The organism is Corynebacterium xerosis NBRC 16721 = ATCC 373, assembly GCF_001552415.1.
Taxonomy (GTDB): domain Bacteria; phylum Actinomycetota; class Actinomycetes; order Mycobacteriales; family Mycobacteriaceae; genus Corynebacterium; species Corynebacterium xerosis.
In genome coordinates this window covers 201,227-225,655 of sequence record NZ_BCRD01000001.1, presented here as the reverse complement: position 1 = coordinate 225,655, position 24,429 = coordinate 201,227, and the positions used below count along the sequence as shown (strand labels likewise).

Genomic DNA, 24,429 nt, shown 5'->3' with positions numbered 1-24,429 from the left:
TCGATAAGTTACCCCCGGCGCGGGTACGTCATTCACCTCGAGTGCAAAATGCATGCGAAACTAGCGCAATGAGCTCCGGACGCGTCTCAGACCGACTACCCGTCAAACACATCACCTCCAAGGCGATGGCCGCCATCGCCATCCTGATCGGCCTGCTGTTCGTCGGAGGCCTGACCGGCCTCACCGCGAACCTGGAACCGGGCGATTCCGCGCCGGCGACCCTGCCGCAGGACTCCGAATCCGCCAAGGTCCAGGAACTCGCTTCCGAGTTCCCCGGCGGCGACCAGCTCACCGCCATCGCGGTGTTCTCGCGTGAGGACGGCGAACCCCTCGGCCCGCAGGACATCGGTGCCGCCAACGCCTCCGCCGAGGCGATGGCCGGCATCGAGCTGCCCGAATCCGCCATGGAGCAGCTCGGCGACTGGGAGGGCGACAAGTCCGTCGAGCAACTCTCGCCTGCCGTGCCGCTGGCCGACGAGGCCGCCCAGGCGATCCTCGCCCTGCCCGGCGAGATCAACGGCGGCGGCCTGGCCGACTCCATCGCCGACATGCGCGACGCCGGCAAGGAAGGCCTGCCCGAGGGCCTGCAGCTCCAGGTCACCGGCCCGGCCGGTTTCGCCGCCGACACCGCGTCGGCCTTCGACGGCGCCAACTTCGCGCTGCTGGGCATCTCGGCGCTGGTCGTCGCGGTGCTGCTGATCCTCACCTACCGCTCCCCGATCCTGTGGCTGATCCCACTGCTGACGGTGGCCATCGCCGACCGCGGCGCCTCGCTGCTCGTCGAGTTCGTCGCCTCCTTCACGCCGCTGCAGTTCGACGCCTCCACCTCCGGCATCATGTCCGTCCTGGTCTTCGGCGCCGGCACCAACTACGCGCTGCTGCTGATCAGCCGCTACCGCGAGGAGCTGCGCCGCCACGAGGACCACCGCGAGGCGCTGGCCATCGCCACCCGCGCGTCGACGTCGGCGATCGTGTCGTCGAACCTCACCGTCGTCTTCGCCCTGCTGGCGCTGGCGCTGGCCGTCGTGCCCGCCTACCGCTACCTGGGCATCTCGCTGTCCATCGGCCTGCTCGTGGCCCTGGCCTTCGCCCTGTTCGTGCTGCCGGCGGCGCTGTCGCTGTGCGGCCGCAAGCTGTTCTGGCCGAAGATCCCCACCGTCGAGGACGAGTCGAAGACCGCCAAGTCCTCCGGTTGGTACCGCGTCGCCGACGTCGTGTCCAAGCGCCCCGCCGCCTACCTGGCGGGCATGGTCGTGCTGCTGGCGGTTCTGGGCACCGGCCTGTTCGGCGCGAACATCGGCCTGTCCACCACGGAGCAGTTCCGCACCGAGTCCGAGGCCGCCGACGGCCTGGACACCATCGCGGAGTTCACCTCGGCCGGCGCCGCGTCGCCGCTGTCGGTCATCGCCCCGGCCGAGTCCGCGGACGAGGTCACCGAGGCCATCGAGTCCGTCGACGGCGCGCAGATCCAGGGCCCGCCGACCGAGTCCACCGACGGCACGCTGACGCGCTTCACCGTCGTCACCGATTCCGAGCCGGCCACCGCCGACAACTTCCGCGAGATCGAGGATCTCCGCGCGGCCACCCACGCCGCCGACGACTCCGCGATGGTCGGCGGCCAGTCCGCGCAGACGCTGGACACCCGCGACGCCACGGCCCGCGACACGCTGTTGATCGTCCCGATCATCCTCGTGGTCATCCTGTTCCTGCTCATGCTCATCCTCCGCGCGGTCGTCGCCCCGATCTTCCTGCTCATGGCCACGACGCTGTCGGCCTTGGCGGCGCTGGGCGCCGGCGCGCTGGTCTCCGAGCACATCTTCGGCTTCCCGGCCCTGGACGTCTCGGTGCCGCTGTACTCCCTGATCTTCCTCATCGCCCTGGGCATCGACTACACGGTCTTCCTGGTGCTGCGCGCCAAGGAGGAGGCCGCCGGCCACGGCACGAAGGAAGGAATGTCCCGTGCGGTGGGCCTGACCGGCGGGGTCATCACCGCCGCGGGCATCGTGCTCGCGGCCGTGTTCGCCGTCCTGGGCGTGCTGCCGCTGATCACCCTGGGCCAGGTCGGCATCGTCGTCGGCCTGGGCATCCTGCTGGACACCTTCCTGGTGCGCACGCTGGTCGTGCCCGCCCTGTTCGACCTCCTCGGCGACCGCATGTGGTGGCCGTCGAAGCCGCCGAACGAGCGCGCCGACGCCGACTCCCGCGAAACCGTGGACGCCTGACACCCCGGTTTCGACCCCGCCGCAGAACTTTTCGCTTTACGACGCCTCGTCCGCCGCCTCCGTGCGGTGGCCGGGCCGTCGTAAAGCGTTCTTTTTTTGGTGGACTCGACGGGGGCGGTAGCGGCATTCACCGAATCGGCGCATCCTGGACGGCATGTACCCGGACGTCTATTCCGCCGCCCCCGACCACCACGACGCCATGCCGCACCGCCGTGCGGGCACCTCCGGCCTGAAGCTGCCGGAAGTCTCGCTGGGCCTGTGGCACAACTTCGGCGACGACCGCCCCTTCGACGGCATGCGCGCCATCGTGCGCCGCGCGTTCGACCGGGGCGTCACGCACTTCGACCTGGCCAACAACTACGGCCCGCCGCCCGGGTCGGCCGAGGAGAACTTCGGGCGGCTGCTGGCCAAGGATCTCGCGCCCTACCGCGACGAAATCACCGTCACCAGCAAGGCCGGCTGGTGGATGCAGGAGGGCCCGCACGGGTTCGGCGGGTCGCGCAAGTACCTGGTGGCCAGCTGCGACGCGTCGCTGAAGCGCATGGGCCTGGACTACGTCGACGTGTTCTACCACCACCGCCCCGACCCGGACACTCCGCTGGAGGAAACCATGGCGGCGCTGGACTTCATCGTCCGGTCCGGCCGGGCGCTGTACGCGGGCATCTCCAGCTACTCGCCGGCGACGACCCGGCGCGCGCAGACCATCGCCCGCGAACTGGGCACTCCCCTGGTCCTCCACCAGCCGAGCTACTCCATGTTCAACCGGTGGATCGAGCAGCCGGGCAGCGGCGGGGACAGCGGTGTTGACGCGGGCAGCGGCAACGGCACCGGCACTGGCGGCGCGTCCCCCAGCCTCCTCGAGACCGCCGCGGAGGAGGGCATGGGCGTCATCGCGTTCTCCGCGCTGGCGCAGGGCCTGCTCACCGACCGCTACCTCGGCGGGATTCCCGAGCACTCCCGTCTGGGCGACGGCAAGATGGACCGCTCCTTCCTCGGCGACGAGACGCTCGCGGCCATCCGCGCGCTCAACGGCATCGCCGAAGACCGTGGCCAGACGCTCGCCCAGATGGCCATCTCCTGGGTGCTGCGGCGCCCCGAGGTGACCTCGGCACTGATCGGCGCCAGCTCCGTGGCGCAGCTCGACGCCAACCTCGATGCCGCCGGCGCCGCGCCGTTCAGCGACGAGGAGCTCACCGCCATCGACGAGTGGGCCGTCGACCGCGGCATCAACCAGTGGGCCGGTGCGACGGAGTCCGTGAAGGACTGACCGCCGCCCCTGCCGCATCGTCGGAATGTGGCGCGTCCCACGTGGACGCCCCACGGCGACCAATCCCACAGGAACCTGCATTGCGGGCAAACTTGCACCGGGTGTATGTTTGCACCTTGTGGAAGACAACGTGAACCCGGAGTGCGGCCTGCGCGAACTCAAGCGCCGCCGCACCCGACGCAGCATCGAGGATGCGGCGATCACCCTCATCGCCGACCGCGGATACGACGGCGTCACCGTCGAGGACATCTGCGCCGAAGCCGAGGTGAGCCGCCGGACCTTCTTCAACTACTTCTCGTCGAAGGACCACGCGATCTTCGGCCGCGGGATGCTCTCCTTCGGCGACGAGGAGGCGGCGGAGTTCGCCGCCACCGCCGGAAACGACCCCCTCGCGGCGCTCCTGCGCATCGTCGAAGGCGGCATCGTCCAACCCTCGACGGAAGACGACGACCTCCCCGACCGCGCCGAACGTCACCGGCGGCTGCGCCGCCTGCGCCGCGAAATCATCCACGCGACCCCGCACATGCTCACCGCGTCGATGACCAGCCAGGCCACGACGCTGCGCAACATGCGCACGGCCACCGCCGACTACCTCGCCGCCCACCCGGAAGTGCGCCGGGCGCCGGAGCTTTCCGACGACGAGGAAGCGGCCCTGATCACCGCGCTCATCCGCGAATCCGTGTGGTTCGCCGCCTCGAAGGACTCCCTGGGCATCGACGGCAACCCCGTCCGAGACGCCCTGACCACGATCATCGACTACTCGAAGGAGCTGGAATGGTAACCCCGTCCAACCCGGCCGCCAACCCCGCAATGGCACCCGCGGCCAAGGCCACCACCGACGCGACCGCCGTGAAGGCCCACGAGACCGTCGTCGCGGAAAACCGCGGCCACCTGGGCCTGATCTTCGCGGCCCTGATCCTGTCGATGCTGATGAGCTCGCTGGGCCAGATGATCTTCTCCACCGCCCTGCCGACCATCGTCGGCGAGCTCGGCGGCGTCGAGCACATGTCGTGGGTGATCACCGGCTTCCTGCTCCTGCAGACCATCGCCCTGCCCATCGCCGGCAAGCTCGGCGACATGATCGGCCGCAAGGGCCTGTTCATGTTCGGCATCTTCGCCTTCATCGTCGGCTCGATCCTGGGCGCCATCGCCCAGGACATGACGCTGCTGATCATCGCGCGCTCCGTCCAGGGCATGGCCGCCGGCACGCTGATGGTGTCGTCGCAGGCGATCATGGCCGAGGTCGTCTCCGCCCGCGAGCGCGGCAAGTACATGGGCATGTTCGGCGCCGTCTTCGGTCTGAGCTCCGTGCTCGGTCCGGTCCTCGGCGGCTGGTTCACCGACGGCCCCGGCTGGCGCTGGGGCCTGTGGATCAACGTGCCGCTGGGCCTCATCGCCCTGGTCGCCGCCTGGCGCTACCTACGCCTTCCCAAGCGCCCCACCACCGGCGACTTCGACTGGATCGGCACCGGGCTGATGATCGTCGCCACCTCCTCGCTGGTGCTCATGACCACCTGGGGCGGCACCCTTTACGCGTGGGGATCCCCGATGATCATCTCGCTCATCGTGGTCTCCGTGATCGCCTGGGTCCTGTTCGTCATCGTCGAAAAGCGCGCGAAGAACCCGCTGGTGCCGATGAAGCTCTTCGCCAACCGCAACTTCGTGCTCACGACGGTGGCGGGCCTGGCCATGGGCGTCGGCATGTTCGGCACGATGGCGTACCTGCCCACCTACCTGCAGATGGTCCACGGCATGTCGCCGACCGCCGCCGGCATGATGATGATCCCCATGATGGTCGGCATGCTCGGCACGTCGATGACCGTCGGCTGGATCATCAGCCGCACCGGCCACTACAAGTGGTACCCCGCCGCGGGCATGGCGCTGGTCGCCCTGGCCCTGGCGCTGATGTCGATGATGAACCCCGGCACCACCCACCTGGCCATCGGCGGCATCCTGTTCCTCATGGGCTTCGGCCTCGGCCTGGTCATGCAGGTGCTGGTGCTGGTGGTGCAGAACTCGTTCCCGCTGCGCGTCGTCGGCACCGCCACGGCGGCGAACAACTTCTTCCGCCAGATCGGCGGCTCCGTCGGCTCGGCCGTCGTCGGCGCGATTTTCATCCACCGCATGCAGGACCTGCTGGTCCAGCGCATGCCCGCCGACGCGGGCTTCGACCCGGCGGCCGGTGCGACGTTGACGCCGGCGATCCTCGAGTCGCTGCCCGCCCCCATCCACGACGTCGTGGTGTCCAGCTACAACGACGGCTTCACGCCGGTGCTGATGATGCTGGTGCCGCTGATGGCCGCCGCCGCGGTCATCCTGGCCTTCGTCCGCGAGGACAAGCTCAAGGAGACCGTGGAGTAGGAATCAGGCCCCGACCTGGTCGGCCGCGTTGTCCAGCTTCTCCAGGACGGGCCGCACCGGGTCGCCGGATTCCTCGGCTTCCTTGATGGCGCGCTTCTCGGCGCGCTCCTCCGGCTTTTCCAGGAGCTTCTCCAGGATGATGATGTCGCGCCACTGGCCGGCCATGGGCCCGTAGGTCATCTTGGCCATGTGGTGGTAGACGCCGACCTCGCGGAAGCCGAGCTTGCGGTGCAGCTTCAGCGATCCGACGTTTTCGGGGAACACCCACGAATGGATGGACCAGCAGCCCTTCTCGGTCGCGTCGTCGATGAGGTGGCCCAGCAGCGCGCCGGCGATGCCCATGCCCTGCCCGTCCGGGTGGACGTAGATGGAGTCCTCGATGACGCCGCGCAGGATGTGGCGCTTGGACACCTGCGACGCCGACGCCCAGGCGAGGATCTTCGACGGATCCTCGTCCGAGGTCGCCACGTAACACAGGTCCAACCGCTTCAGCGAAGCGAACCCGTCCCAATCGGGCGCCGAATGCTCCCACGAGGCGTGCCCGGTGTCGAGCCCGATCTCGTAGATCACCTGCACCTGCGGGTAGTCGTCTTCGCGCATCTGCCGAATGCTGAATCCGCGGTTTCCGTCAGCCATGCTTCCAGTCTGTCCGATTTGATCGGCCGCGTCGAACGAATCGATGAAAACCCTGTTCAGCGGCGCCGCTTGGACTTGCCGGCGCCGCCCTTCTTCTTGTTTCCCGGCCCGCCGGGGCGTCCGCCCCGCTTGGCTCCCGACTTTCCGCTGCGCCCACCGCCCCCGTTTTCCGCTTGACGACGAGCCTGCTTCGCCAACGTCTTCTCCCGGGCGCTGAGCTTCTTCTTCGGCGTCTCGTCCTCCGCCAGCGCCGAGCGGCGCGACCCTTCGCGGCGGCCGCGGACGATTCCGGCCAGCTCCTGCGTCAGTTCGTCGTCGCCGTCTTTGGGCCAGGTCAGCCACAGGGTGGTCGGTTCGGCGCCGGGCGCCGGGGCAACTTCACGGTGGACGACGCCGCGGGCGTTGAGCGCGCGCAGCAGCGGCCGCGGCGCCAGCACCACGCCGGCGCCGGTGGCCACCACCTGCAGCATCTCGCGCACCTCACCCGGATCGGCCGCGGCGAAAGCATCGAGAAGCACCGTCTCACCGTCCAGATCCGCGCGGTCGACGACCTCGCCGTCCTTCAGCAGCGCCAGGACGTGCTCCTTTTCCGCGGCGATCCCCGGTGCCTCGTCGTAAAGCCGAATGCGGTGGAGCGAATCGTCCTCACGCGGATCCCGCGCCAACGCCATGTCCGCACGGCCGGCGAGGACCTCGAGAACCGGGTCATCCGCAGAAAACGACATCAGCCCCTGACCCGTGCGCTCGCGATAGCGGCCGAACCACTTCTCCGGCATCGCGCCCGGCACGAAAGCCACGCGCAGCACGCGGGCGGGCCCCTCCTGATCGGGGGCTGCCTGGGCACGGTCCGCGGGGTCGGTCGACATGAACGCCATGCTATCGGCCGGTGCTACCGTGGGGCGCATGAAACCCCTGACCGCGGCCAAGAAACTGGGCATCTACCTGCCCGCGACCCCCGAAGATTTCCAGCAGTCGGACTTGAGCCACGAGCAGTTCGTGCAGCTCCAGCAGAACCCGCCGGAATGGCTGGCCGACCTGCGGCGCACCGGCCCGCACCCGCGGCCCGAGGTGGCGCGGCGACTGGGCATCACCATCACCGCCCTGAAGGCCAACGACATGGACAAGCCGTTGACCACCGACGACATCAAGGCCCTCCTCGCCGACCAGCCCGACTGGCTGCGCGCGGCCCGCACGTCCCTGGCCGAGCAGCGCGCCGGCGCCGCCGAGCGGGAGGACGGGGGCGCGGAGTGACCGGGCGCGACGCCGGCACCGTCGACCTCGCCCACGACGTCCATGAGCCCCGCACCGTCGCAGAGGGCGCTGCGGCGGACGGCGGTCCAGTCGACGGCACTGCGGCGGACGGCGCTGCGGCGGACGGCGCAGGGTCACCGGACTCCCCGAAGACCGCCATCCTGCTCGGTTCGCTCGGCGCCTCCCGCGACATGTGGGCCCCGCAGGTGGAGGCGCTGGCGGACAAGGCGCGCATCATCACCGTCGATCTGCGGGGCCACGGTGAATCGCCCGCCCCGGCCGGCGATTACCAGATGTCCGACTTGGCGGGCGACGTCCTGGCGCTCATGGATTCCCTCGGCGTCGATCGGGCGCACCTGGCCGGCCTGTCGCTGGGTGGCGCCGTGGCGCAGACGATCGCGCTGGAGAACCCGGAGCGCATCGCCACCCTGACGCTGATTTCCACCGCCCCGAAGTTCGGCGAGTCCGACGCGTGGCTGGACAAGGCCGCGAAGGTCCGCGCCGAAGGCACCGGCGTGCTGGCCGACACCGTGGTGGGCAATTGGTTCACCGACGAGTGCTTCGCGTCGAATCCGACACTGCCGCAGCGCTTCGCCGACGGCATCCGCGCCACCTCCGACGAGGGCTACGCCGGCTGCTGCCACGCGATCGCGGGCTTCGACTCGCGCGACCGGTTGGCTGAGATCACGGTGCCCACCTGGGTCATCGCGGGAGCGGAAGACACCTCCACGCCCCTCGACGTGGTCACGTCGCTGCACGACGGCATCCCGGATTCGACGATGACCGAGATTTCCCCGGCGAAGCACCTGGTCAACATCGAGAAGGCCGAGCAGGTCAACCGCGTCCTGGCCATGCACTGGGGCGTGTAGCGCCAGCCTCTTCCCCGCGCGCTTCCACCTCCCACGAGATCACGATCCAGGCCCCCGATCACGATCTCGTCGAATGTGCAGCCCACCGAGACCCACGAGATCACGATCCAGGCCCCCGGTCACGATCTCGTCGAATGTGCGGCCCGCCAACAAGGCCCACGCACAAAGCGAGGCGGCCATCCTGTTCCAAGGGATGGCCGCCTCGCTTTTCGTGTGCAATTGGAGGTTGCGTGTGACTGACTGTCGTGACTGTCGTGGCAGTTGACCACTGGGCGCAACGATAAACCCCGACCTGCACCGACGCGATTAAAACAACGAAAAGCTTTCGTTAATCACCCCCGCCGAACCGGGCACCGTTCGAAAAACGGCGAAAGATCCCCGCTGGTAAATGCCACTTTTTTAGGCTGCCCTAAGTCAATGAAGAAACGGTGAAGCGGGGGTAGCGCCGACCCGTCGAAAAGCGCCCCAACCTGCACGTTTCCTCCCGAAAGCGACCCTGTCCGCCCATCACGCAAACGTGACGCGGACCTCAGCTTTGGCAAATTCGGGGGCAATGCCACGGATCTAGGTGTCGCCGGTCACATATTTATGCATAATGGTTGAGACAGACATACCGGGGATCGCGGGCCCGCTCCACTGGCCCGCACGCACCCGCACCCGATCTACGAGGAGACGCCCCCATGAAGGACTTCCTGCCCCGCACTCACTTCAACGAAGAGCACGAGATGTTCCGCGACATGGTCCGCGGCTTCGTCGAGAAGGAGATCACCCCCAACGTCGAGCGCTGGCACAACGAGGGCATGCCGGACCGCGAGGTCTTCCAGAAGGCCGGCGCCCTGGGCCTGATCGGCATGTCGACGCCGGAGGAGTACGGCGGCGGCGGCGAGATGGACTTCCGCTACAACCAGGTCCTCAACGAGGAGCTCACGCAGGCCGACTGCGGCTCCATCGTGGTGTCCTTCGGCACGCTCAACGACCTCGTCGCCCCGTACCTGGCCAAGTTCGCGTCCGAGGAGCTCAAGCAGAAGTACCTCGCCCCGATGAACGCCGGCGAGCTCATCGGCTGCCTCGCCATGACCGAGCCGGGCGCCGGTTCCGACCTGGCGGGCATGCGCACCTTCGCGAAGAAGGACGGCGACGACTGGATCCTCAACGGCTCCAAGACGTTCATCTCCAACGGCGTCCTGTCCGACTTCGCGCTGGTCGCGGCGATCACCGACCCGTCGAAGGGCCGCGCCGGCGTGTCCATGTTCGTGGTCGACTCCTCCCTCGAGGGCTACTCCAAGACCGGCCCGCTGAAGAAGGTCGGCCTGAAGGCCCAGGACACTGCGGAGCTGCACTTCGACAACGTCCGTGTCCCGGGCGCGAACCTGCTGGGCGAGGAGGGCGCCGCGTTCGGTTACCTCCGCACCAACCTGGCCCACGAGCGCCTGACGCTGGCCGTCGGCTCCGTCGCCGCCTCCCGCCGCGCCTGGACCCTGGCGTACAACTACGCCCAGGAGCGCGAGACCTTCGGCAAGCCGCTGATCCAGCACCAGGTCCACGGCCACTACCTGGCCGACATGGCGTCGCGCATCACGTCGCTGCAGGCGTTCGTCGACCAGGCCGTCATGGCCCACAACGACGGCAAGCTCGACGAGACCGCCGCGTCGATGGCGAAGTTCTGGACCACCGAGGAGCAGCAGGACATCGTCACCCGCTGCCTCCAGATGTTCGGCGGTTACGGCTTCATGCTGGAGTACCCGATCTCGACGCACTACCTCGACGTCAAGGTGCAGACCATCTACGGCGGCACCAACGAGATCATGAAGGAAATCATCTTCCGCCGCATCGCCAAGGGCGGCGCCGCGTAAGGTCCGCTCTTCGGCGGGCGCCGGCGCTCCTCCTGGCCCGGCGTCCGCGGTGCGGTTTCCGCGCCCCGCTTGATCGCATTTTCGCTTGACGACGGCCCGTTCCCCACGTGGGAGCGGGCCTTCGCCGTGTGCGGCGTGAACGTGGGGCGACGGAGCAAAGCCGGTCCGTGTCCCGGCTCCACATGGCTGTACCCTCTGGGGCATGCCGACTTCACCCGCCATCGCCGGAAGCACCGATGACGCCACCGCCACGGTGAACGTCGGGGGCCGCACTTTCCGGGTGCTCGTCGCGCTCGGCACCGCGCTGGCCACGTTCCTCGTCATCGGCCTGCCCACGGACATCATCCCCAACCCGCTCTTCGGCCGCGACGTGCCGGTGCGCCCGTGGGAGCTGCCGGTGCTGGTCGCCACGTCGATGCTGACCGGCGCTTACTTCGGCCTGCAGCGCCCCGGTGCCGAGAGATCCGCCCCGGCGATCGGTGGCGCGGGCCTGGCCATGTTCGCCGTCGCCTGCCCGGTGTGCAACAAGATCGTGTTGCTGGCGCTGGGCACCTCCGGCGCGCTGGGGTTCTGGCAGCCGTTGCAGCCCTTCCTGGCGGCGATTTCGCTGGTCGCGTTGCTCGCCGCGGTCATCTGGGCCTGGCGCCGCAATCCCTGCGGCGACGACGGCTGCGACGTCGGCTGCGCCGTGCGCTGATCAGGCGCCACAGCCGCGCCCCGTCGACCTCCCGCAGTCACGTCCGACTCCGGCCGATCCCCCATCGGCCGCCACGGCCGGTCCCCCAGTCGGCCTCCGGCACGCCTCTCCCCCACTTCGGGATTACCGCCCCGTGAACTCCGGGGCGCGCTTGTTCAGGAAGGCGTCGACGGCCTCCTTGTGATCCTCCGTCACCACCAGTCGCTTCTGCGCGCCGGACTCGCGGTCGGCGATGGCCAGCATCGCCGAGGCATCCTTCACCAGCGCCTTGATCTCGCGGTAGGACCCCGTCGGCCCCGACGCCAGCTTCCGCGCGAACGCCTCCGCGGCCTCGTCGGCATCATCGCCGTCCACGACCTGCGTCACCAGCCCCAACTCGAGGGCGCGGGAGGACCTGATCGGCTGGTCGTCGTAAAGCAACTGCAAAGCCTGCGCCGGGCCGACCAGCTGCGGCAACAGGTAGCTGATGCCGCAGTCCGTGGCCAGGCCGATCGACGGGAACGCCGCCTTGAACGACGCCGATGCCGCCGCAATGCGGAAATCGCAGTTCAGCGCCAACGACCAGCCCGCGCCGGCCGCCGCGCCATTGACCGCCGCGACCACCGGCACCGGAATCGCCGCCAGCGCCGCGATCATCGGGTTGTACTCCGTGTCGACCTTGTCCATCGCCGACGGCTCGGTCATCTCGGTCAGGTGTTCCTTGAGGTCCTGACCCGTGCAAAACACCTTCTTGCCGCCCTTGAGCAACACCGCGCGCACGGGGCCCGGGTCGGCGGTCGCGTCGCCCGAGCCGGTGGGGCCGGTTTCGGGCTTGACGACGCATTGTTCCGCCGCCTCCTCGAACGCCTGCCGCAGCTCCAGGCGCAGCGCCCGATTGAGCGAATTGTGGCCCTGGGGGCGGTCGATGGCGATGGTGAGCAGGCCGGCGTCGCGGGTGACGGAGACGAATTCCATGGCCCCCACGCTACCGGGTGGAGTCCCCCGCCACACCCGAATCGGCGGCGGCGATGCGTGCCCGGCTCCGCGCGGTGAGCCACCAACCGACGACAAACGCCGGGACGAGGAACGCCGCCGACCACAGCAGCGTGTAACTGCCCACCGGGTAGTCCATCGCCATCAGCACCACGACACCGGCCAGGAAGGCCAACACGATGACGTCGCCGGCGCCGCCCAACGGGGCCCGGTAGGAATGCCGCTCCACCGCACCCCGGCGAGCAGCGCGAAGGTAACCGAGGTGCGCGATGACGATCATCGACCACATGCACAAGATCGCGATCGCGCCCATGTTGAGCACCACCTCGAACGCGGCCTCCGGCACGACGTAATTGAGCACGATGCCGAGCACGAACATCGCGGTGGTCAACCACACACCGCCCATCGGGACGCCATGGGCGGACATGGCGCCGAGGAACTTCGGGGCCGAGCCGTTGATCGCCAGCGGTTTGAGGATGCGCGCCGTCGCATACAACCCGGCGTTGACCGAGGACAGTGCCGCTGTGAGCACGACCAGGTTCATGACGTCCGCCGCGTACGGCACGCCGAGGGCATTGAGGAAGGTCACGAACGGCGACTCCGCCCCGTCGTAAGCGCTTGCCGGCAGCAGCAGCGCCAGCAGGAACACCGACCCGACGTAGAAGAAGATGATGCGGAACACCGTGGCATTGATTGCCTTGGGGATCTCCCGGCGCGGATTCTCGGTCTCACCTGCGGCGACGCCGATCATGTCGATGCCCGCGTAGGCGAAGACGACGCCCTGGGTCATCACCACCAGGGGCAACACCCCGTTGGGGAACCAGCCGCCGCCTTCGGGAATGGTCGACAGGCCCGGATCATGGCCGTCGACGGGCGTGCCCATCGCAAGCACCACCACGCCGACGATCATGAACAGCACGATCGCCGAGACCTTGACGAAGGAGAACCAGAACTCCGCCTCGCCGAAGAACTTCACTCCGAGGAGATTGAGCCCCACGACGATCGCCAATGCCACCGCCACGAGGATCCACTGCGGCACGTCCTGGAACAACGGCCAGAATTTCAGGTACACCGCAATGGCGGTCAACTCCGCGATGCCGACCGTCACCCACGCCAAGAAGTACACCCAGCCGGCGAAGAACGCGGACTTCTCGCCGAGGAACTCGCGGGCGTAGGACGTGAACGACCCCGACGTCGGCCGGTGGACCACCATCTCGCCCAACGAGCGCAGCATCAGATAGCCGATGACGCCGCACACCGCGTAGACGATGGCCAGCCCCGGCCCGCCCGCGTTGAGGCGCCCGCCGGCACCGAGGAAAAGCCCGGTGCCCAGCGCTCCGCCAAGCGCGATCATCTGGATGTGGCGGTTCTTCAGGTCCTTGCGGTAGCCCGCCACTTCGGCGTCATGCCGCGTCACGTTCGTCATGCATCAAATTTACAATCCGACTGAACGCGCGCATCGCCGGGAGCATGGGTAAGACCGGGAGCCCCAACCCAAGTACACGTCGAACGGACAGATACATGTGTTCTGCGGCATGTACCTGTCCATTCGACGTGTGTCTGCGGCGTCGATTCGCCACGGGCAGTCTGCAGGGCGGCCGCTATCGGTGGGGCGGCCGGCTGCGTGGGTCACCGCCGGCGATGCACGCACCTCCGGACACAGAAAGAAGTCGGGTGGGCGGAAAGATGTGGCACACCACTTCTTTCCGGCCACCCGACTTCCTTTTGCAGCGTTCACGGGGCGAGGCCCCGGAGGCGATCAGAAATCCGGGAACCCGACGAACGGAACGAACGATACAAACAGTACGAAGTCGTCGAACGATACGAACGGTACGAACGCCGCGAACGCGACCTAGACGATCGTCCAGTCTTCGAGGCCCTCGTACAGCGGGAACTCCTCGGCCAGCTTGGCCACGCGGGCGCGCAGGGCCTGGGTGTCGGCGTTCTTGCCGGCGGCCAGTGCGGTGCCGATGATATCGGCGACCTCTTCGAACGCCTTCTCGTCGAAGCCGCGGGTGGCCAGGGCCGGGGTACCGATGCGCAGGCCGGAGGTGACCATCGGCGGGCGCGGGTCGAACGGCACGGCGTTGCGGTTGACGGTGATGCCGACCTCGTGGAGCAGGTCCTCGGCCTCCTGGCCGTTCATCTCCGAGTTGCGCAGGTCCGCGAGCACCAGGTGCACGTCGGTGCCGCCGGTGAGGACGTCGACGCCGGCGTCCTTGCAGTCGGCGGCGGTGAGGCGCTCCGCCAGCAGGCGCGCGCCGGTCAGGGTGCGCTCCTGGCGCTCCTTGAACTGCTCGGTGCCGGCGATCTTCAGGGCCACGGCCTTGGCGGCGATGGCGTGCATCAGCGGCCCGCCCTGCTGGCCCGGGAAGACGGCGGAGTTGAGCTTCTTGGCGTAGTCCTGCTTGGCCAGGATCATGCCGGAGCGGGGGCCGCCGAGGGTCTTGTGCACGGTGGTGGAGACGACGTCGGACGCGGCGACCGGCGAGGGGTGCAGGCCGGCGGCGACGAGGCCCGCGAAGTGGGCCATGTCGGTCCACAGCTTCGCGCCGACCTCGTCGGCGATGGCGCGGAACGCGTCGAAGTCCAGGTGGCGCGGGTAGGCGGACCAGCCGGCGATGATGACGTCGGGCTTCTCCGCCAGCGCCTGCTCGCGGACCTTGTCCATGTCGACGCGCATGGTGTCGGGGTCGACGCCGTAGGCGCCGACCTCGTAGAGCTTGCCGGAGAAGTTCAGCTTCATGCCGTGGGTCAGGTGGCCGCCGTGGGCCAGGTCCAGGCCCAGGATGCGGTCGCCGGCGTTGATCAGCGCGTGCAGCACCGCGGCGTTGGCCTGGGCGCCGGCGTGCGGCTGGACGTTGGCGAATTCGGCGCCGAAGAGCTCCTTGGCACGGTCGCGGGCGAGGTCCTCGACGACGTCGACGTTTTCGCAGCCGCCGTAGTAGCGGCGGCCCGGGTAGCCTTCGGCGTACTTGTTGGTCAGCACCGAACCCTGCGCCTGCAGGACGGCGCGGGGGACGAAGTTCTCGCTGGCGATCATTTCCAGGGTGTCGCGCTGGCGGGCCAGCTCGCCGTCCATCGCCTCGGCGACGGCCGGGTCGAGGTCGCGCAGGGACTGGTAGCGGACGTCATCACTGGGGATACCGGTCATGGGTGGGCCAACAACCTTTCGAAGGAAGCTACGGGTTCGGTGCCATCGTAGTCCCCCGCCCCCGGCGGGGCCGATTCGGTCCTCGACACATCCCCCGGCATTGGGTTGCGGGGGCCTCGTGCTTCACGACGGCCCGCCTCCGTACCCTTCGCCCGCGACATGGAGTTCGGTCAGAACACCACCCAGCCGATGGCGCCGGCGGAGAGCACGACTGCCCACGCGGGGAGCTTGAACTTGGTCAGGGCGGCCAGCGCGGCGACGGCGACGACGAAAGTGCCGGGCCCCGAAATGCCGTGGGTCCACACGGGGTCGTAGAAGGCGGCGGCCAGCAGACCGACGACGGCGGCGTTGATCGCGGCGATCGCCCCGCGGGCCTTCGGGTTGGCGGCCTGCTTGGCCCACACCGGCATGACGGCGATGAGCAGCAGCATCGAAGGCAGGAATATCGCCAGCGTGGCGATCAGCGCGCCGAGCACCCCGGCCTGCGCCATGCCCAGGTAGGAGGCGAAGGTGAACAGGGGCCCGGGCACCGCCTGGGCCAGGCCGTATCCGGCCAGGAACGTGTCGGCGTCGACGCCTTCGGGAACCAGGCCGCCCTCCAGCAGCGGCAGCACCACGTGGCCGCCGCCGAAGACCAGCGCACCGGCCCAGTAGTACGTCCCCCACCACTGCGTCGCGGCGAGGGCGAGGATCGCCAGGAAAGCCACCAGCGCGGCGATCGACGCCCACGCGGGCACGGCGTAGGCGAGGTGGGCGGGCTCGGAGGCCAACTCGTTCTCGGCTTCGTCCTTGGCCTCGCCCTTCGCATCGTCCTTGGCCTCGCCCTTCGCATCACCGCCCCGGTCACCGCCCCGGATGAGCACCAGGCCGATGATGCCCGCCACGACGATCGCCCCGACCTGCGCCCACACCCCCCACGCCCCCGGCGCGAGCAGCGTCAGGGTCATCGCGCCGACTGCGACGGCGGCGGTCAGCCGGGAGTTCACCAGGTTCTTGGCCATGCCCCACAGCGCCACCGCCACCACCGCGACGGCCGCCGCCTTCAATCCCTCGATGGGCCCGCCCAGATCGCCGAAGTACGCCACTCCGACGGCGGCCAGAGCCAGCACGAGCGCGGAGGGCGTCGTAAAGCCGACGAAGGCGGCCAGCAGACCCGGCAGCCCTGCGCGGCGCCAGCCCAACGCCATGCCGACCTGCGACGACGCCGGCCCGGGCAGGAACTGGCACAGGGCGACGACGTCGGCGTACTCGGCGTCGGTGAGCCACCTGCGCTTGCCCACGAACTCCTCGCGGAAATAGCCCAAGTGCGCCACGGGGCCGCCGAAGGACGTCAATCCCAGCAGACCGAAGGCGGAAAACACCTCACCCACGGAGCCGGGATGGCGGCGGGACGCACCACCCGCGGCAGCACCCGCAGCATCCCCGGACGAGGCGTCGGTCACTTCTTTCATGTCCGTAACGTTAGGGCACCCGGACGACGAGCGCAGGCCGGGCGGTTGGCATGATGGGGACATGACCCGCGCGCAGGCACCCGGCCCCTACCTGGAGTTCGACAGGCGGCAATGGCGCGAGCTCCGCGAGTCCATGCCGCAGGTGCTCACCGCCGAGGAGGCCGAACGGCTCTCCGGCATCGGCGAGAACATCGACCTCGACGAAGTCGCCGAGGTCTACCTCCCGCTGTCGCGCCTGATCCACCTGCGCGTGCAGGCCCACCGCGAGCTCAACCGCACCACCGCGACGTTCCTCGGCGAGGAATACCAGAGCGTGCCGTTCATCATCGGCGTCGCCGGATCCGTGGCGGTGGGCAAATCCACCACCGCCCGCCTGTTGCAGGTGCTGCTGGAACGCTGGGACACCAACCCTCGGGTGGATCTGATCACCACCGACGGTTTCCTGCACCCCTCCGCCGAGCTCAACCGGCGGGGCATCATGCAGCGCAAGGGCTTCCCGGAGTCCTACGACCAGCGGGCGCTGATGCGCTTCGTCACCTCGGTCAAGGCCGGTGTGCGCGACGTGAAGGCGCCCGTGTACTCGCACACCGCCTATGACCGCGTGCCCGGGGAGTTCGAGGTCGTCGATCAGCCGGACATCCTCATCGTCGAGGGCCTCAACGTCCTGCAGACCGGCCCGATGCTGATGGTCTCCGACCTGTTCGACTTCTCCGTCTACGTCGACGCGCGCCGCGAGGACATCGAGCGCTGGTACATCGAGCGGTTCCTCAAGCTGCGCCACACCGCGTTCCGGGCGCCGGGCGCGCACTTCTCCGAATACGCCGGGCTGGACGACGACGCCGCGACCGTCGAGGCCCGCCGCATCTGGCAGACGGTGAACCTGCCCAACCTGATGGAGAACATCCTGCCCACGCGCGTGCGGGCCTCGCTGGTGCTGCGCAAGTCCAGCGATCACACCATCGACCGCGTGCGCATGCGCAGGCTCTAGGCATCATGTCCCGGTAAGTCACCTCACCTGGCGCGGGTCGCTTGACGACGTCCCGGCGTCACTCCCCCGCCGGCGTGCCCAGCCAGTCCACCAGCGCATCGAGTTCGGCGAAATCGACGCGGTCGGTGTCCTTGCCGTAGGACTCCAGCATCTGCGAGTCGTTGGGCGTCGGATCCTTCTTGCCCTTGATCATGCGGGTCATGGTCCACATCACCGCACGGTGCTTGCGCGACATGATGGAGAACATCAGCCGCCCCGGCAGGTAGTGGCGGTGGACGCGGTCGGCGACGTCGTCGAGGGCGGCGCCGGCGGGGTCCTTGGCGCGGACCTCCTCGAGGATGGTCATGCCGACCACCGCCAACGCCATCTTGCGCTCCGGGTAGGTGCGGGCCACGGTCTTCATGACGTTGGCGCCGCCGAACGTGCCGGCGTAATTCGGGGTGAAGATCACCAGCGGCGCATCGGGGCGCTGCTCCAGCGCCTCGTCGAGCTCTTCGGCGGGGTGGGACTTGGACCCGCCCTGCCCACCGAGCAGCAGGCCGCCAGTGCGGCGCGCGAACTCCGCCGCATACTCGGCCGTGGATCCGTAACGGGTGTTGGAGACGACGACGATCGGCTGAACGGGAGTGGTGTTCGACATACCCCGATTGTGCCCCGTTCCGCCCGGCAATGCCGGGGCCGCAACCGGGACGATGGACCTTCGAGCAGGTCAGCGGCCGAAACGGCGGCTTCGCTGGGAGAAGTCCCGCAACGCCCGCAGGAAGTCGATGCGGCGGAACTCCGGCCAGTACGTGTCGGTGAACCAGATCTCCGAATACGCCGACTGCCACAGCAGGAAGCCGCTGAGCCGCTGCTCGCCCGAGGTGCGGATCACCAGGTCCGGATCGGGCTGGCCCGACGTGTACAGGTGGCCGCCGATGGCCTCCGGGGTGATGCGATCGACGATGTCGGCGCCCTCCACCCCTTCAGCGGCGGCGTCGCCGACGATGCGGCGGACCGCGTCGACGATCTCCTGCCGGCCGCCGTAGCCCACGGCGATGTTGACCTGGATGCCGTTGTTGCCGGCGGTCAGCTCCTCGTCGCGGCGCAGGCGGGCCGCCATGTCGTCGGGAAGCAACTCCAGGTGCCCCACCATCCGCAGGCGGATGTCCTCGCCCGCGCCGGCGAGCTCGTCGGCGACGTCGCCGATGATGTCGAACAACAGCTCCAGCTCATCCGCCTCGCGGCGCAGGTTTTCCGTCGACAGCAGATAGATGGTGACCAGGCCGATGTCCTGCTCCGAACACCAGGACACGAACTCCGCGATCTTCCGGGCCCCCACCCGGTGCCCGTGGCTGACGTCGGTGAACCCGGCCTCGCGGGCCCACCGGCGATTGCCGTCCGCCATCACCGCCACATGCTGCGGGCGCGGCAGACCCGCGAGCGAGCGGGCGAGCCGCCGCTCGTAAAGCGGGTAAGCGAGTCGGCCGAGCACCCGCGGAAGCTGGAACGGTTTCACGCGGACGAGTCTACCGGCAGGGGCCCGCCGCGCCGGATCAGGCCTGCTGGGGGCCGTCTCCGCGGGCCTCGCGGCGGGCGCGGACCGCAGCCGCGAGGTCGCGGAGCAGAACGTCGGTGGTGTCCCAATCGATGCAGGCGTCCGTGACGGACTGGCCGTAGGTCAGCCCCTCGCGGCCATTGACCACCTTCTGGTTGCCCCCGACGATGAAGGACTCGACCATGATGCCGTCGATGCCGTCGTCGCCCGCCGCGATCTGCTCCGCGATCTCGCGGACGACCTCGGCCTGGCGGACCTCCGACTTGCCGGAGTTGGCGTGGCTGGCATCGACCATCAGGCTGCGCGGCAGACCGGACTTCTCCAGCCGGGCCTTGGCGTCGGCGATCGACTCGGCGTCGTAGTTCGGTCCCGCCGTGCCGCCGCGCAGGATGATGTGGCAGTTGGCGTTGCCGGCGGTCTCCACCACGGCGGCGCCGCCGTCGTCGTTCATGCCGAAGAAGAAGTGCGGGTTGGCCGCCGACACCAGCGAATCGACCGCGACCTGGACGTTGCCGTCCGTGCCGTTCTTGAAGCCGATGGGCATGGACAGGCCCGAAGCCAGCTGGCGGTGCACCTGCGACTCCGTGGTGCGCGCGCCGATGGCGCCCCACGCCACCGCGTCGGCGATGTACTGCGGGCTGTTGGGCTCGAGGAACTCCGCACCGACCGGCAGGCCGACCTGCAGCACCTCGATGAGCAGCTCGCGCGCCATGCGCAGGCCGTCGAGGATCTCGAAGGAACCATCCATGTGCGGGTCGTTGATCAGGCCCTTCCAGCCGACCGTCGTCCGCGGCTTCTCGAAGTACACGCGCATGACCACCAGCAGGTCCTCGCTCAGCTCGTCGGCCACGGCCTTGAGGCGGCGGGCGTAATCGACGGCGGCCTCCGGATCGTGGACCGAGCACGGGCCGACGACGACCAGGAGCCGGTCGTCCTCGTTGGCGATGACGTCGGCGATGGCCCGGCGGGCGACCTCGACGTCGTTGGCCAATTCCTCGCCGAGCGGGACGTCGTCAAGCAACTGCTTGGGCGACGGCAAGTCGTGGAACGCGACGACGCGCTGATTGGACGTCGAAGCGGGGTTCTCGAGGGAAGTCGGGGGCGTCATGGCCGTGGGTGCCTTTCGGGGTCGGTGCGTGTGGGCGAATCGATTGGGTACGTGGTTCGTTCATGGCGCCGGGCGTCGCCCTCCGGCACTGGGCCGGATACGACGAAAGGCAGCTACCCGAATCTTCGGGTGCTGCCTTTGGGGCTCCGGCGTGCGCGTGGCGTCTACTTCGAGGGTGCATGGCTGACCGTGGGGTCAGCGGCCGGAGCCCCACTCAAAATAAAATCGCCAGTTGCGCATGTCACAAATCCTAATCCTTGGAACGACGTTCCCGCAATTCGGGCTCCCCCGAAAAGCGGTCCTCGACGATCGCCTCGCCGTCGAGGCCACCGGACGACTCGTGGTCGGCCATCGCGCGGTCGATTCCCTCGATGTCGAAGGGATCCATGCCGTGCCCCTCCGCGAACGCGCGGCGGCGGCGCATGCGCTTCATGCGGCGGGTCAAGTCCACGCCGATGAGCAGGATCACGACCAGCAGCAGCACGATGACCAGAAGGCCGATCGGGGACGCCTTGCCGAAGTCCGCGCCCATCGGGCCCACGGGGTTCTGCGCGAGCAGCGTCACGTCCATGGCGGCCTCGGCCGCTGCGGCATTCCAGATTTCCATTGCCTGGGGCATGTCAGCCTTCATTCCTTAAATGCTCTGCGGCCCGTCGGCCGCGGATCCGTCGCCCGGCGCCTGGCCCGGCGCTTCTTCCGGTGCTTCGTCGGGGTCGATGCCGGCGAACAGATCGTCCTCCGGCAGCGAGGTGCGCACGCGCGTGCGCGCCAACTCGAATTCCTCCGTCGGCCACACTCTACGCTGCACGTCCGCCGGCACCGCGAAGAAAGGCCCGTTCGGGTCGATCTGGGTGGCATGGGCGCGCAAGGCATCGTCACGGGCGTCGAAGAAGTCCGCGCACGGCACCTGCGTGGTCACGCGCTCCATGATGTCGCCGCGCTCGGACACCCAGCGCTTCAGCGGCTCGCCCAAGGGGCTGGGCAGGCCGCGGTCCACGTAGTACGCGTCCAGCGCCAGCAGCCGGCGGCGGACGAACCCGTGGGTGTAGTACATCTTCTTGATCTCCCACGGCTCCCCCAGCTCGGGGTGCGCGTCGGTGGCGGCCTCGGTCCACGCCCGCACGGAAATGATGTGCGTCATGATGTGGTCCGGGTGCGGGTAGCCGCCGTTTTCGTCGTACGTGATCAGGACGTGCGGCCGGAACTCGCGGATCGCCTGGATCAGCGGCTTGACGGCGTCCTCCACCTTCTCGCGGGCGAAGCAGCCCTGCGGCAGCACCGGCGTCGGCGACCCTTCCGGCAGACCGGAGTCGACGAAGCCCAGCCAACGATGCTGCACGCCCAGGATGCGGGCGGCTTCGGCCATCTCGGCGACGCGCACCGCGGCGATGTCCGCCACGACCTCCGGGCGGTCCATGGCGGGGTTGAGGATGCTGCCGCGCTCGCCGCCGGTGAGGGTGACCACCATGACGTCGTGCCCCTCGGCCGCGTAGCGGGCCATCGTCGCCGCGCCCTTGCTGGACTCGTCATCGGGGTGGGCGTGGACCGCCATCAATCGCAGGCTCATGCGGTTTCCTTCCAGTCCGGTACCTGTTCCGACATCCGTACAGTCTACGGGGCCGGTTCCCCGCCCCCGCCGGGGGTCGCGCGGATCCGTCCGATACAGTTGGGGGCATGTCGGACTCGAAGGCCTCCAACGTCGATCGCGGTCGCGGTCGGGACACCCGCGCCACCGGGAGCACGCGCAGCGCGCGTTACGGCGACACCAATCGCCGGCTGCCCGGAAAGCTGATCGTGGTGGGCCTGGTGGGCATGCTCATCATCGCCATGGCCTACATCTTCGTGCAGATGAACCGCGTGTCCACGCCGGACGTCACCGCCACGCAGGCCGGGTGGGCGCGCGAGGAGGGCCGGGAGGACGACGTCTTCATCTTCACCCTCGACGTCACGCGCGAGGATCCGTCGATGGACGCGTACTGCATCATCTACGCGCTGAACTACGACGTCGCCGAGGTCGGCCGCCGCGATGTGCTGATCCCGGCCGGCGGCCCGTCGACGGTGCGCATGGACGTGCCCATCCAGACCCGCGAGCAGGCCGTCGCCGGCGAGGTGTACGGCTGCTCCACGGAGATGCCGAAGTTCCTGGGCAAGTGATTCCCGGCGGCGGGGCGGTTAACGCGGTGTGACCCGCCGGTGGTATCCTGACCCCGTTCACGGCCCCAGTTGGGGCCGGTTTTTCGTATCCGGGCTGGAAAGACCAGCTTTTCCGCCGATCGACGGCCCGTCGACAGCGTTGACGACACAGGAGGCACCATGACCGACTCCAACAACCCGTGGCTCACGCAGGAGTCCTACGACAAGCTCAAGTCCGAGCTCGACGCCCTGTACGAGAACCGCCCGATCATCGCCGCCGAGATCAACGAGCGCCGCGAAGAGGGCGATCTGAAGGAGAACGCCGGATACGACGCCGCCCGCGAGCAGCAGGGCCAGGAGGAGGCGCGCATCCGCTACCTCGAGGATCTGCTGCAGCGCGCCACCGTCGGCGAGACCCCGCAGGAGTCGGGCGTCGCGCTGGTCGGCACCGTCGTGCACGTCTACTACGACGGCGACGAGGACGACAAGGAGACGTTCCTCATCGGCACCCGCGGTGCGGATTCGTCCAACCCGAACCTGGAGACGTACTCCACGGATTCGCCGCTGGGCCGCGCGCTGGTCGGCGCCAAGGAGGGCGAGACCCGTTCCTACAAGTCCCCGACGGGCGACGAGGTCGAGGTCACGCTGATCAAGGCCGAGCCGTACGACCCGGAGTTCCAGGACTAAGGTCCCGGACGGGATTCCGAGCCAGTCCCGGCAGCCGGCCCCTTGTCGGGGCGCGGCATGAAGCGGCGGAGGGTTTTCCCTCCGCCGCTTTTTCGTGTGCCTTTGCTTTTTGCTGCTTTTGCTTCACTGCCCTTGCATTACTGCCCTTGCTTTGCCGCCTTTGCTTTGCGACGGTCACGCCCACGCTTCCCGGCGGGGGCGCTTTTTCATGCCCGGACGTCATTCGGGCACGCGAAAGGGCCCCGGCGAATGCCGGGGCCCTATTCTCACGTGGCGCGTTCACGCCACCGCGTCGCCGCTAGTCCCTGAAGTAGGACAGCAGACGCAGGATCTCGATGTACAGCCAGACCAGGGTGACCGCCAGGCCGAGGGCGACGCCCCAGGCGTAGTTGGCGGGCGCACCGGCGCGGACCAGCTTGTCGGCCTGATCGAAGTCCAGCAGGAAGCTGAACGCGGCGAGGCCGATGCACACCAGCGAGAAGATGATGGCGATGGGGCCGCCGTCGCGCAGCGGGGAGCCGACGCCGAACACGGCGAGCAGCAGGTTGCCCAGCGCCAGGACCAGCACGCCGATCAGCGCGGCGGTCATGAATCGCGTGAACTTCGGAGTGACGCGGATGGCGCCCGACTTGTAGACCCAGAGCATGCCGGCGAACACGCCGATGGTGGCGATGACCGCCTGCGAGATGAGACCGAAGCCGTTGGTGCCGGCGACGTCGAACCCGGCGAACATGAAGCTGACGCCACCGACGAACAGGCCCTCCAGCGCCGCGTAGGTCAGGGTGACCGGGGCGGAGCCGTACTTCTTGCCGAAGGTGGAGATCAGCACCGTCACCAGGCCGCCGATGGCGCCGACGATGGTGAGGATCATGGCCAGGCCCAGGTTGACGAACGCGGCGATGGCGAAGTTGACCGCCGCGAACGCGACGATCACGGCGAGCGTGATGCCGGTCTTCGCCACCACGTCATCCACCGTCATGGGCCGAACGTTCTGCGCCTGCTGCGGCGCGCCGTACTGCTGCTGGCCGTACGGGTCCTGGCCGTAGCCCTGCTGGCCGTAGCCGCCGGGGCCGTACTGCTGCTGCCCGTACTGGTGGGCACCGGCCTGGCCGCGGGCGACGGTCTTGGTGAGCGAGCTGAATGCGGGGTTGGAGCTTTCGCGCACGTCGTCCTTCCTTCCGGCCTGTTGCGGCCGAGTAATTGTTGCCTTACGAGACGTATAACGGTCGAACCGTCCCGATTG

At 68.7% G+C, this 24,429-nt stretch carries 23 protein-coding genes; 11 read left to right on the top strand and 12 right to left on the bottom strand.

Translation table 11 applies throughout. From position 1 onward, the window contains the following. Window positions 1–125: 125 nt before the first annotated feature. From CX1_RS01085 to CX1_RS01070, 4 genes are all read left to right on the top strand, one after another. Window positions 126–2,222, top strand: coding sequence for an MMPL family transporter (locus tag CX1_RS01085; protein WP_082718960.1), 2,097 nt, complete (start codon window positions 126–128; stop codon window positions 2,220–2,222). A 154-nt stretch (window positions 2,223–2,376) separates the two neighbouring features. Next, entirely contained in the window at window positions 2,377–3,489 is a 1,113-nt protein-coding gene (locus CX1_RS01080; RefSeq protein WP_046650717.1) for an aldo/keto reductase, read from the top strand. 118 nt (window positions 3,490–3,607) lie between these two features. After that, a complete protein-coding gene (locus CX1_RS01075) occupies window positions 3,608–4,270 on the top strand; it encodes a TetR/AcrR family transcriptional regulator (RefSeq protein WP_052753251.1) in 663 nt (220 codons plus the stop codon). Window positions 4,271–4,299: 29 nt separating this feature from the next. Then, window positions 4,300–5,850 carry a DHA2 family efflux MFS transporter permease subunit gene (locus CX1_RS01070; protein WP_060925148.1) on the top strand — a complete coding sequence of 517 codons (1,551 nt, stop codon included), beginning with the start codon at window positions 4,300–4,302 and terminating at the stop codon, window positions 5,848–5,850. 3 nt (window positions 5,851–5,853) lie between these two features. Here the strand turns inward: CX1_RS01070 and CX1_RS01065 are convergent, their stop codons facing one another. Then, window positions 5,854–6,486, bottom strand: coding sequence for a GNAT family N-acetyltransferase (locus CX1_RS01065; protein WP_046650716.1), 633 nt, complete (start codon window positions 6,484–6,486; stop codon window positions 5,854–5,856). A gap of 56 nt (window positions 6,487–6,542) precedes the next feature. Then, a complete protein-coding gene (locus CX1_RS01060; protein ID WP_082719041.1) occupies window positions 6,543–7,352 on the bottom strand; it encodes a LysR substrate-binding domain-containing protein in 810 nt (269 codons plus the stop codon). 37 nt (window positions 7,353–7,389) lie between these two features. Here CX1_RS01060 and CX1_RS01055 point away from each other — a divergent pair, with 37 nt between their 5' ends. From CX1_RS01055 to CX1_RS01040, 4 genes are all read left to right on the top strand, one after another. Then, window positions 7,390–7,737, top strand: coding sequence for a DUF5997 family protein (locus CX1_RS01055; protein WP_113570099.1), 348 nt, complete (start codon window positions 7,390–7,392; stop codon window positions 7,735–7,737). Continuing rightward, window positions 7,734–8,606 carry an alpha/beta fold hydrolase gene (locus CX1_RS01050; RefSeq protein WP_244465490.1) on the top strand — a complete coding sequence of 291 codons (873 nt, stop codon included), beginning with the start codon at window positions 7,734–7,736 and terminating at the stop codon, window positions 8,604–8,606. Before CX1_RS01055 ends, CX1_RS01050 begins: the two co-directional genes overlap by 4 nt. A 680-nt stretch (window positions 8,607–9,286) precedes the next feature. Then, entirely contained in the window at window positions 9,287–10,459 is a 1,173-nt protein-coding gene (locus CX1_RS01045) for an acyl-CoA dehydrogenase family protein (RefSeq protein WP_046650714.1), read from the top strand. A gap of 202 nt (window positions 10,460–10,661) precedes the next feature. Continuing rightward, window positions 10,662–11,156 (top strand): hypothetical protein, encoded by a 495-nt coding sequence (locus CX1_RS01040; RefSeq protein ID WP_052753249.1) that lies wholly within the window; start codon window positions 10,662–10,664, stop codon window positions 11,154–11,156. Between the two features lie 123 nt (window positions 11,157–11,279). On the opposite strand, the gene CX1_RS01035 is transcribed toward CX1_RS01040, so the two are convergent. From CX1_RS01035 to chrA, 4 genes are all read right to left on the bottom strand, one after another. Then, on the bottom strand, window positions 11,280–12,110 hold the full coding sequence (locus tag CX1_RS01035) for an enoyl-CoA hydratase-related protein (RefSeq protein WP_046650733.1): 831 nt from the start codon (window positions 12,108–12,110) through the stop codon (window positions 11,280–11,282). Window positions 12,111–12,120: 10 nt separating this feature from the next. After that, window positions 12,121–13,554, bottom strand: coding sequence for an amino acid permease (locus CX1_RS01030; protein ID WP_046650712.1), 1,434 nt, complete (start codon window positions 13,552–13,554; stop codon window positions 12,121–12,123). Window positions 13,555–13,980: 426 nt separating this feature from the next. Then, window positions 13,981–15,282 (bottom strand): serine hydroxymethyltransferase, encoded by a 1,302-nt coding sequence (glyA, locus tag CX1_RS01025; RefSeq protein ID WP_046650711.1) that lies wholly within the window; start codon window positions 15,280–15,282, stop codon window positions 13,981–13,983. Window positions 15,283–15,452: 170 nt separating this feature from the next. After that, on the bottom strand, window positions 15,453–16,733 hold the full coding sequence (chrA, locus tag CX1_RS01020; protein ID WP_046650710.1) for a chromate efflux transporter: 1,281 nt from the start codon (window positions 16,731–16,733) through the stop codon (window positions 15,453–15,455). Between the two features lie 61 nt (window positions 16,734–16,794). Here chrA and coaA point away from each other — a divergent pair, with 61 nt between their 5' ends. Further along, window positions 16,795–17,721, top strand: a complete 927-nt coding sequence (gene coaA / locus CX1_RS01015; RefSeq protein WP_046650709.1) for a type I pantothenate kinase — start codon at window positions 16,795–16,797, stop codon at window positions 17,719–17,721. A 58-nt stretch (window positions 17,722–17,779) separates the two neighbouring features. Here coaA and CX1_RS01010 read toward each other — a convergent pair whose 3' ends face one another. From CX1_RS01010 to mca, 5 genes are all read right to left on the bottom strand, one after another. Further along, window positions 17,780–18,361 carry an NADPH-dependent FMN reductase family protein gene (locus tag CX1_RS01010; RefSeq protein WP_046650708.1) on the bottom strand — a complete coding sequence of 194 codons (582 nt, stop codon included), beginning with the start codon at window positions 18,359–18,361 and terminating at the stop codon, window positions 17,780–17,782. A 69-nt stretch (window positions 18,362–18,430) separates the two neighbouring features. Next, a complete protein-coding gene (locus CX1_RS01005) occupies window positions 18,431–19,219 on the bottom strand; it encodes an isoprenyl transferase (protein ID WP_060925147.1) in 789 nt (262 codons plus the stop codon). A 37-nt stretch (window positions 19,220–19,256) separates the two neighbouring features. Then, entirely contained in the window at window positions 19,257–20,366 is a 1,110-nt protein-coding gene (locus CX1_RS01000) for a 3-deoxy-7-phosphoheptulonate synthase (RefSeq protein ID WP_060925146.1), read from the bottom strand. Between the two features lie 250 nt (window positions 20,367–20,616). Next, window positions 20,617–20,985, bottom strand: a complete 369-nt coding sequence (locus CX1_RS00995) for a hypothetical protein (RefSeq protein ID WP_255217619.1) — start codon at window positions 20,983–20,985, stop codon at window positions 20,617–20,619. A gap of 15 nt (window positions 20,986–21,000) precedes the next feature. Continuing rightward, window positions 21,001–21,933, bottom strand: coding sequence for a mycothiol conjugate amidase Mca (gene mca / locus CX1_RS00990; protein WP_082718958.1), 933 nt, complete (start codon window positions 21,931–21,933; stop codon window positions 21,001–21,003). A 107-nt stretch (window positions 21,934–22,040) separates the two neighbouring features. On the opposite strand from mca, the gene CX1_RS00985 reads away from it, so the two are divergent. Continuing rightward, window positions 22,041–22,520 (top strand): DUF4307 domain-containing protein, encoded by a 480-nt coding sequence (locus CX1_RS00985; protein ID WP_046650706.1) that lies wholly within the window; start codon window positions 22,041–22,043, stop codon window positions 22,518–22,520. A 159-nt stretch (window positions 22,521–22,679) separates the two neighbouring features. Next, window positions 22,680–23,186 carry a transcription elongation factor GreA gene (gene greA / locus CX1_RS00980; protein WP_046650704.1) on the top strand — a complete coding sequence of 169 codons (507 nt, stop codon included), beginning with the start codon at window positions 22,680–22,682 and terminating at the stop codon, window positions 23,184–23,186. A gap of 298 nt (window positions 23,187–23,484) precedes the next feature. On the opposite strand, the gene CX1_RS00975 is transcribed toward greA, so the two are convergent. Continuing rightward, entirely contained in the window at window positions 23,485–24,351 is an 867-nt protein-coding gene (locus CX1_RS00975; RefSeq protein ID WP_046650702.1) for a Bax inhibitor-1/YccA family protein, read from the bottom strand. Between the last annotated feature and the right edge of the window lie 78 nt (window positions 24,352–24,429).

Bases quoted from the DNA above. Each gene is read 5' to 3' on its own strand.
- CX1_RS00995 (WP_255217619.1), bottom strand. From the start codon at position 20,985: ATGCCCCAGGCAATGGAAATCTGGAATGCCGCAGCGGCCGAGGCCGCC.
- CX1_RS01035 (WP_046650733.1), bottom strand. From the start codon at position 12,110: ATGGAATTCGTCTCCGTCACCCGCGACGCCGGCCTGCTCACCATCGCC.
- CX1_RS01080 (WP_046650717.1), top strand. From the start codon at position 2,377: ATGTACCCGGACGTCTATTCCGCCGCCCCCGACCACCACGACGCCATG.
- CX1_RS01060 (WP_082719041.1), bottom strand. From the start codon at position 7,352: ATGTCGACCGACCCCGCGGACCGTGCCCAGGCAGCCCCCGATCAGGAG.
- CX1_RS01070 (WP_060925148.1), top strand. From the start codon at position 4,300: ATGGCACCCGCGGCCAAGGCCACCACCGACGCGACCGCCGTGAAGGCC.
- CX1_RS01030 (WP_046650712.1), bottom strand. From the start codon at position 13,554: ATGACGAACGTGACGCGGCATGACGCCGAAGTGGCGGGCTACCGCAAG.
- coaA (WP_046650709.1), top strand. From the start codon at position 16,795: ATGACCCGCGCGCAGGCACCCGGCCCCTACCTGGAGTTCGACAGGCGG.
- CX1_RS01065 (WP_046650716.1), bottom strand. From the start codon at position 6,486: ATGGCTGACGGAAACCGCGGATTCAGCATTCGGCAGATGCGCGAAGAC.
- glyA (WP_046650711.1), bottom strand. From the start codon at position 15,282: ATGACCGGTATCCCCAGTGATGACGTCCGCTACCAGTCCCTGCGCGAC.
- mca (WP_082718958.1), bottom strand. From the start codon at position 21,933: ATGAGCCTGCGATTGATGGCGGTCCACGCCCACCCCGATGACGAGTCC.
- CX1_RS01000 (WP_060925146.1), bottom strand. From the start codon at position 20,366: ATGACGCCCCCGACTTCCCTCGAGAACCCCGCTTCGACGTCCAATCAG.
- CX1_RS01040 (WP_052753249.1), top strand. From the start codon at position 10,662: ATGCCGACTTCACCCGCCATCGCCGGAAGCACCGATGACGCCACCGCC.
- CX1_RS01055 (WP_113570099.1), top strand. From the start codon at position 7,390: ATGAAACCCCTGACCGCGGCCAAGAAACTGGGCATCTACCTGCCCGCG.
- chrA (WP_046650710.1), bottom strand. From the start codon at position 16,733: ATGAAAGAAGTGACCGACGCCTCGTCCGGGGATGCTGCGGGTGCTGCC.
- CX1_RS01010 (WP_046650708.1), bottom strand. From the start codon at position 18,361: ATGTCGAACACCACTCCCGTTCAGCCGATCGTCGTCGTCTCCAACACC.
- greA (WP_046650704.1), top strand. From the start codon at position 22,680: ATGACCGACTCCAACAACCCGTGGCTCACGCAGGAGTCCTACGACAAG.
- CX1_RS01085 (WP_082718960.1), top strand. From the start codon at position 126: ATGGCCGCCATCGCCATCCTGATCGGCCTGCTGTTCGTCGGAGGCCTG.
- CX1_RS00985 (WP_046650706.1), top strand. From the start codon at position 22,041: ATGTCGGACTCGAAGGCCTCCAACGTCGATCGCGGTCGCGGTCGGGAC.
- CX1_RS01045 (WP_046650714.1), top strand. From the start codon at position 9,287: ATGAAGGACTTCCTGCCCCGCACTCACTTCAACGAAGAGCACGAGATG.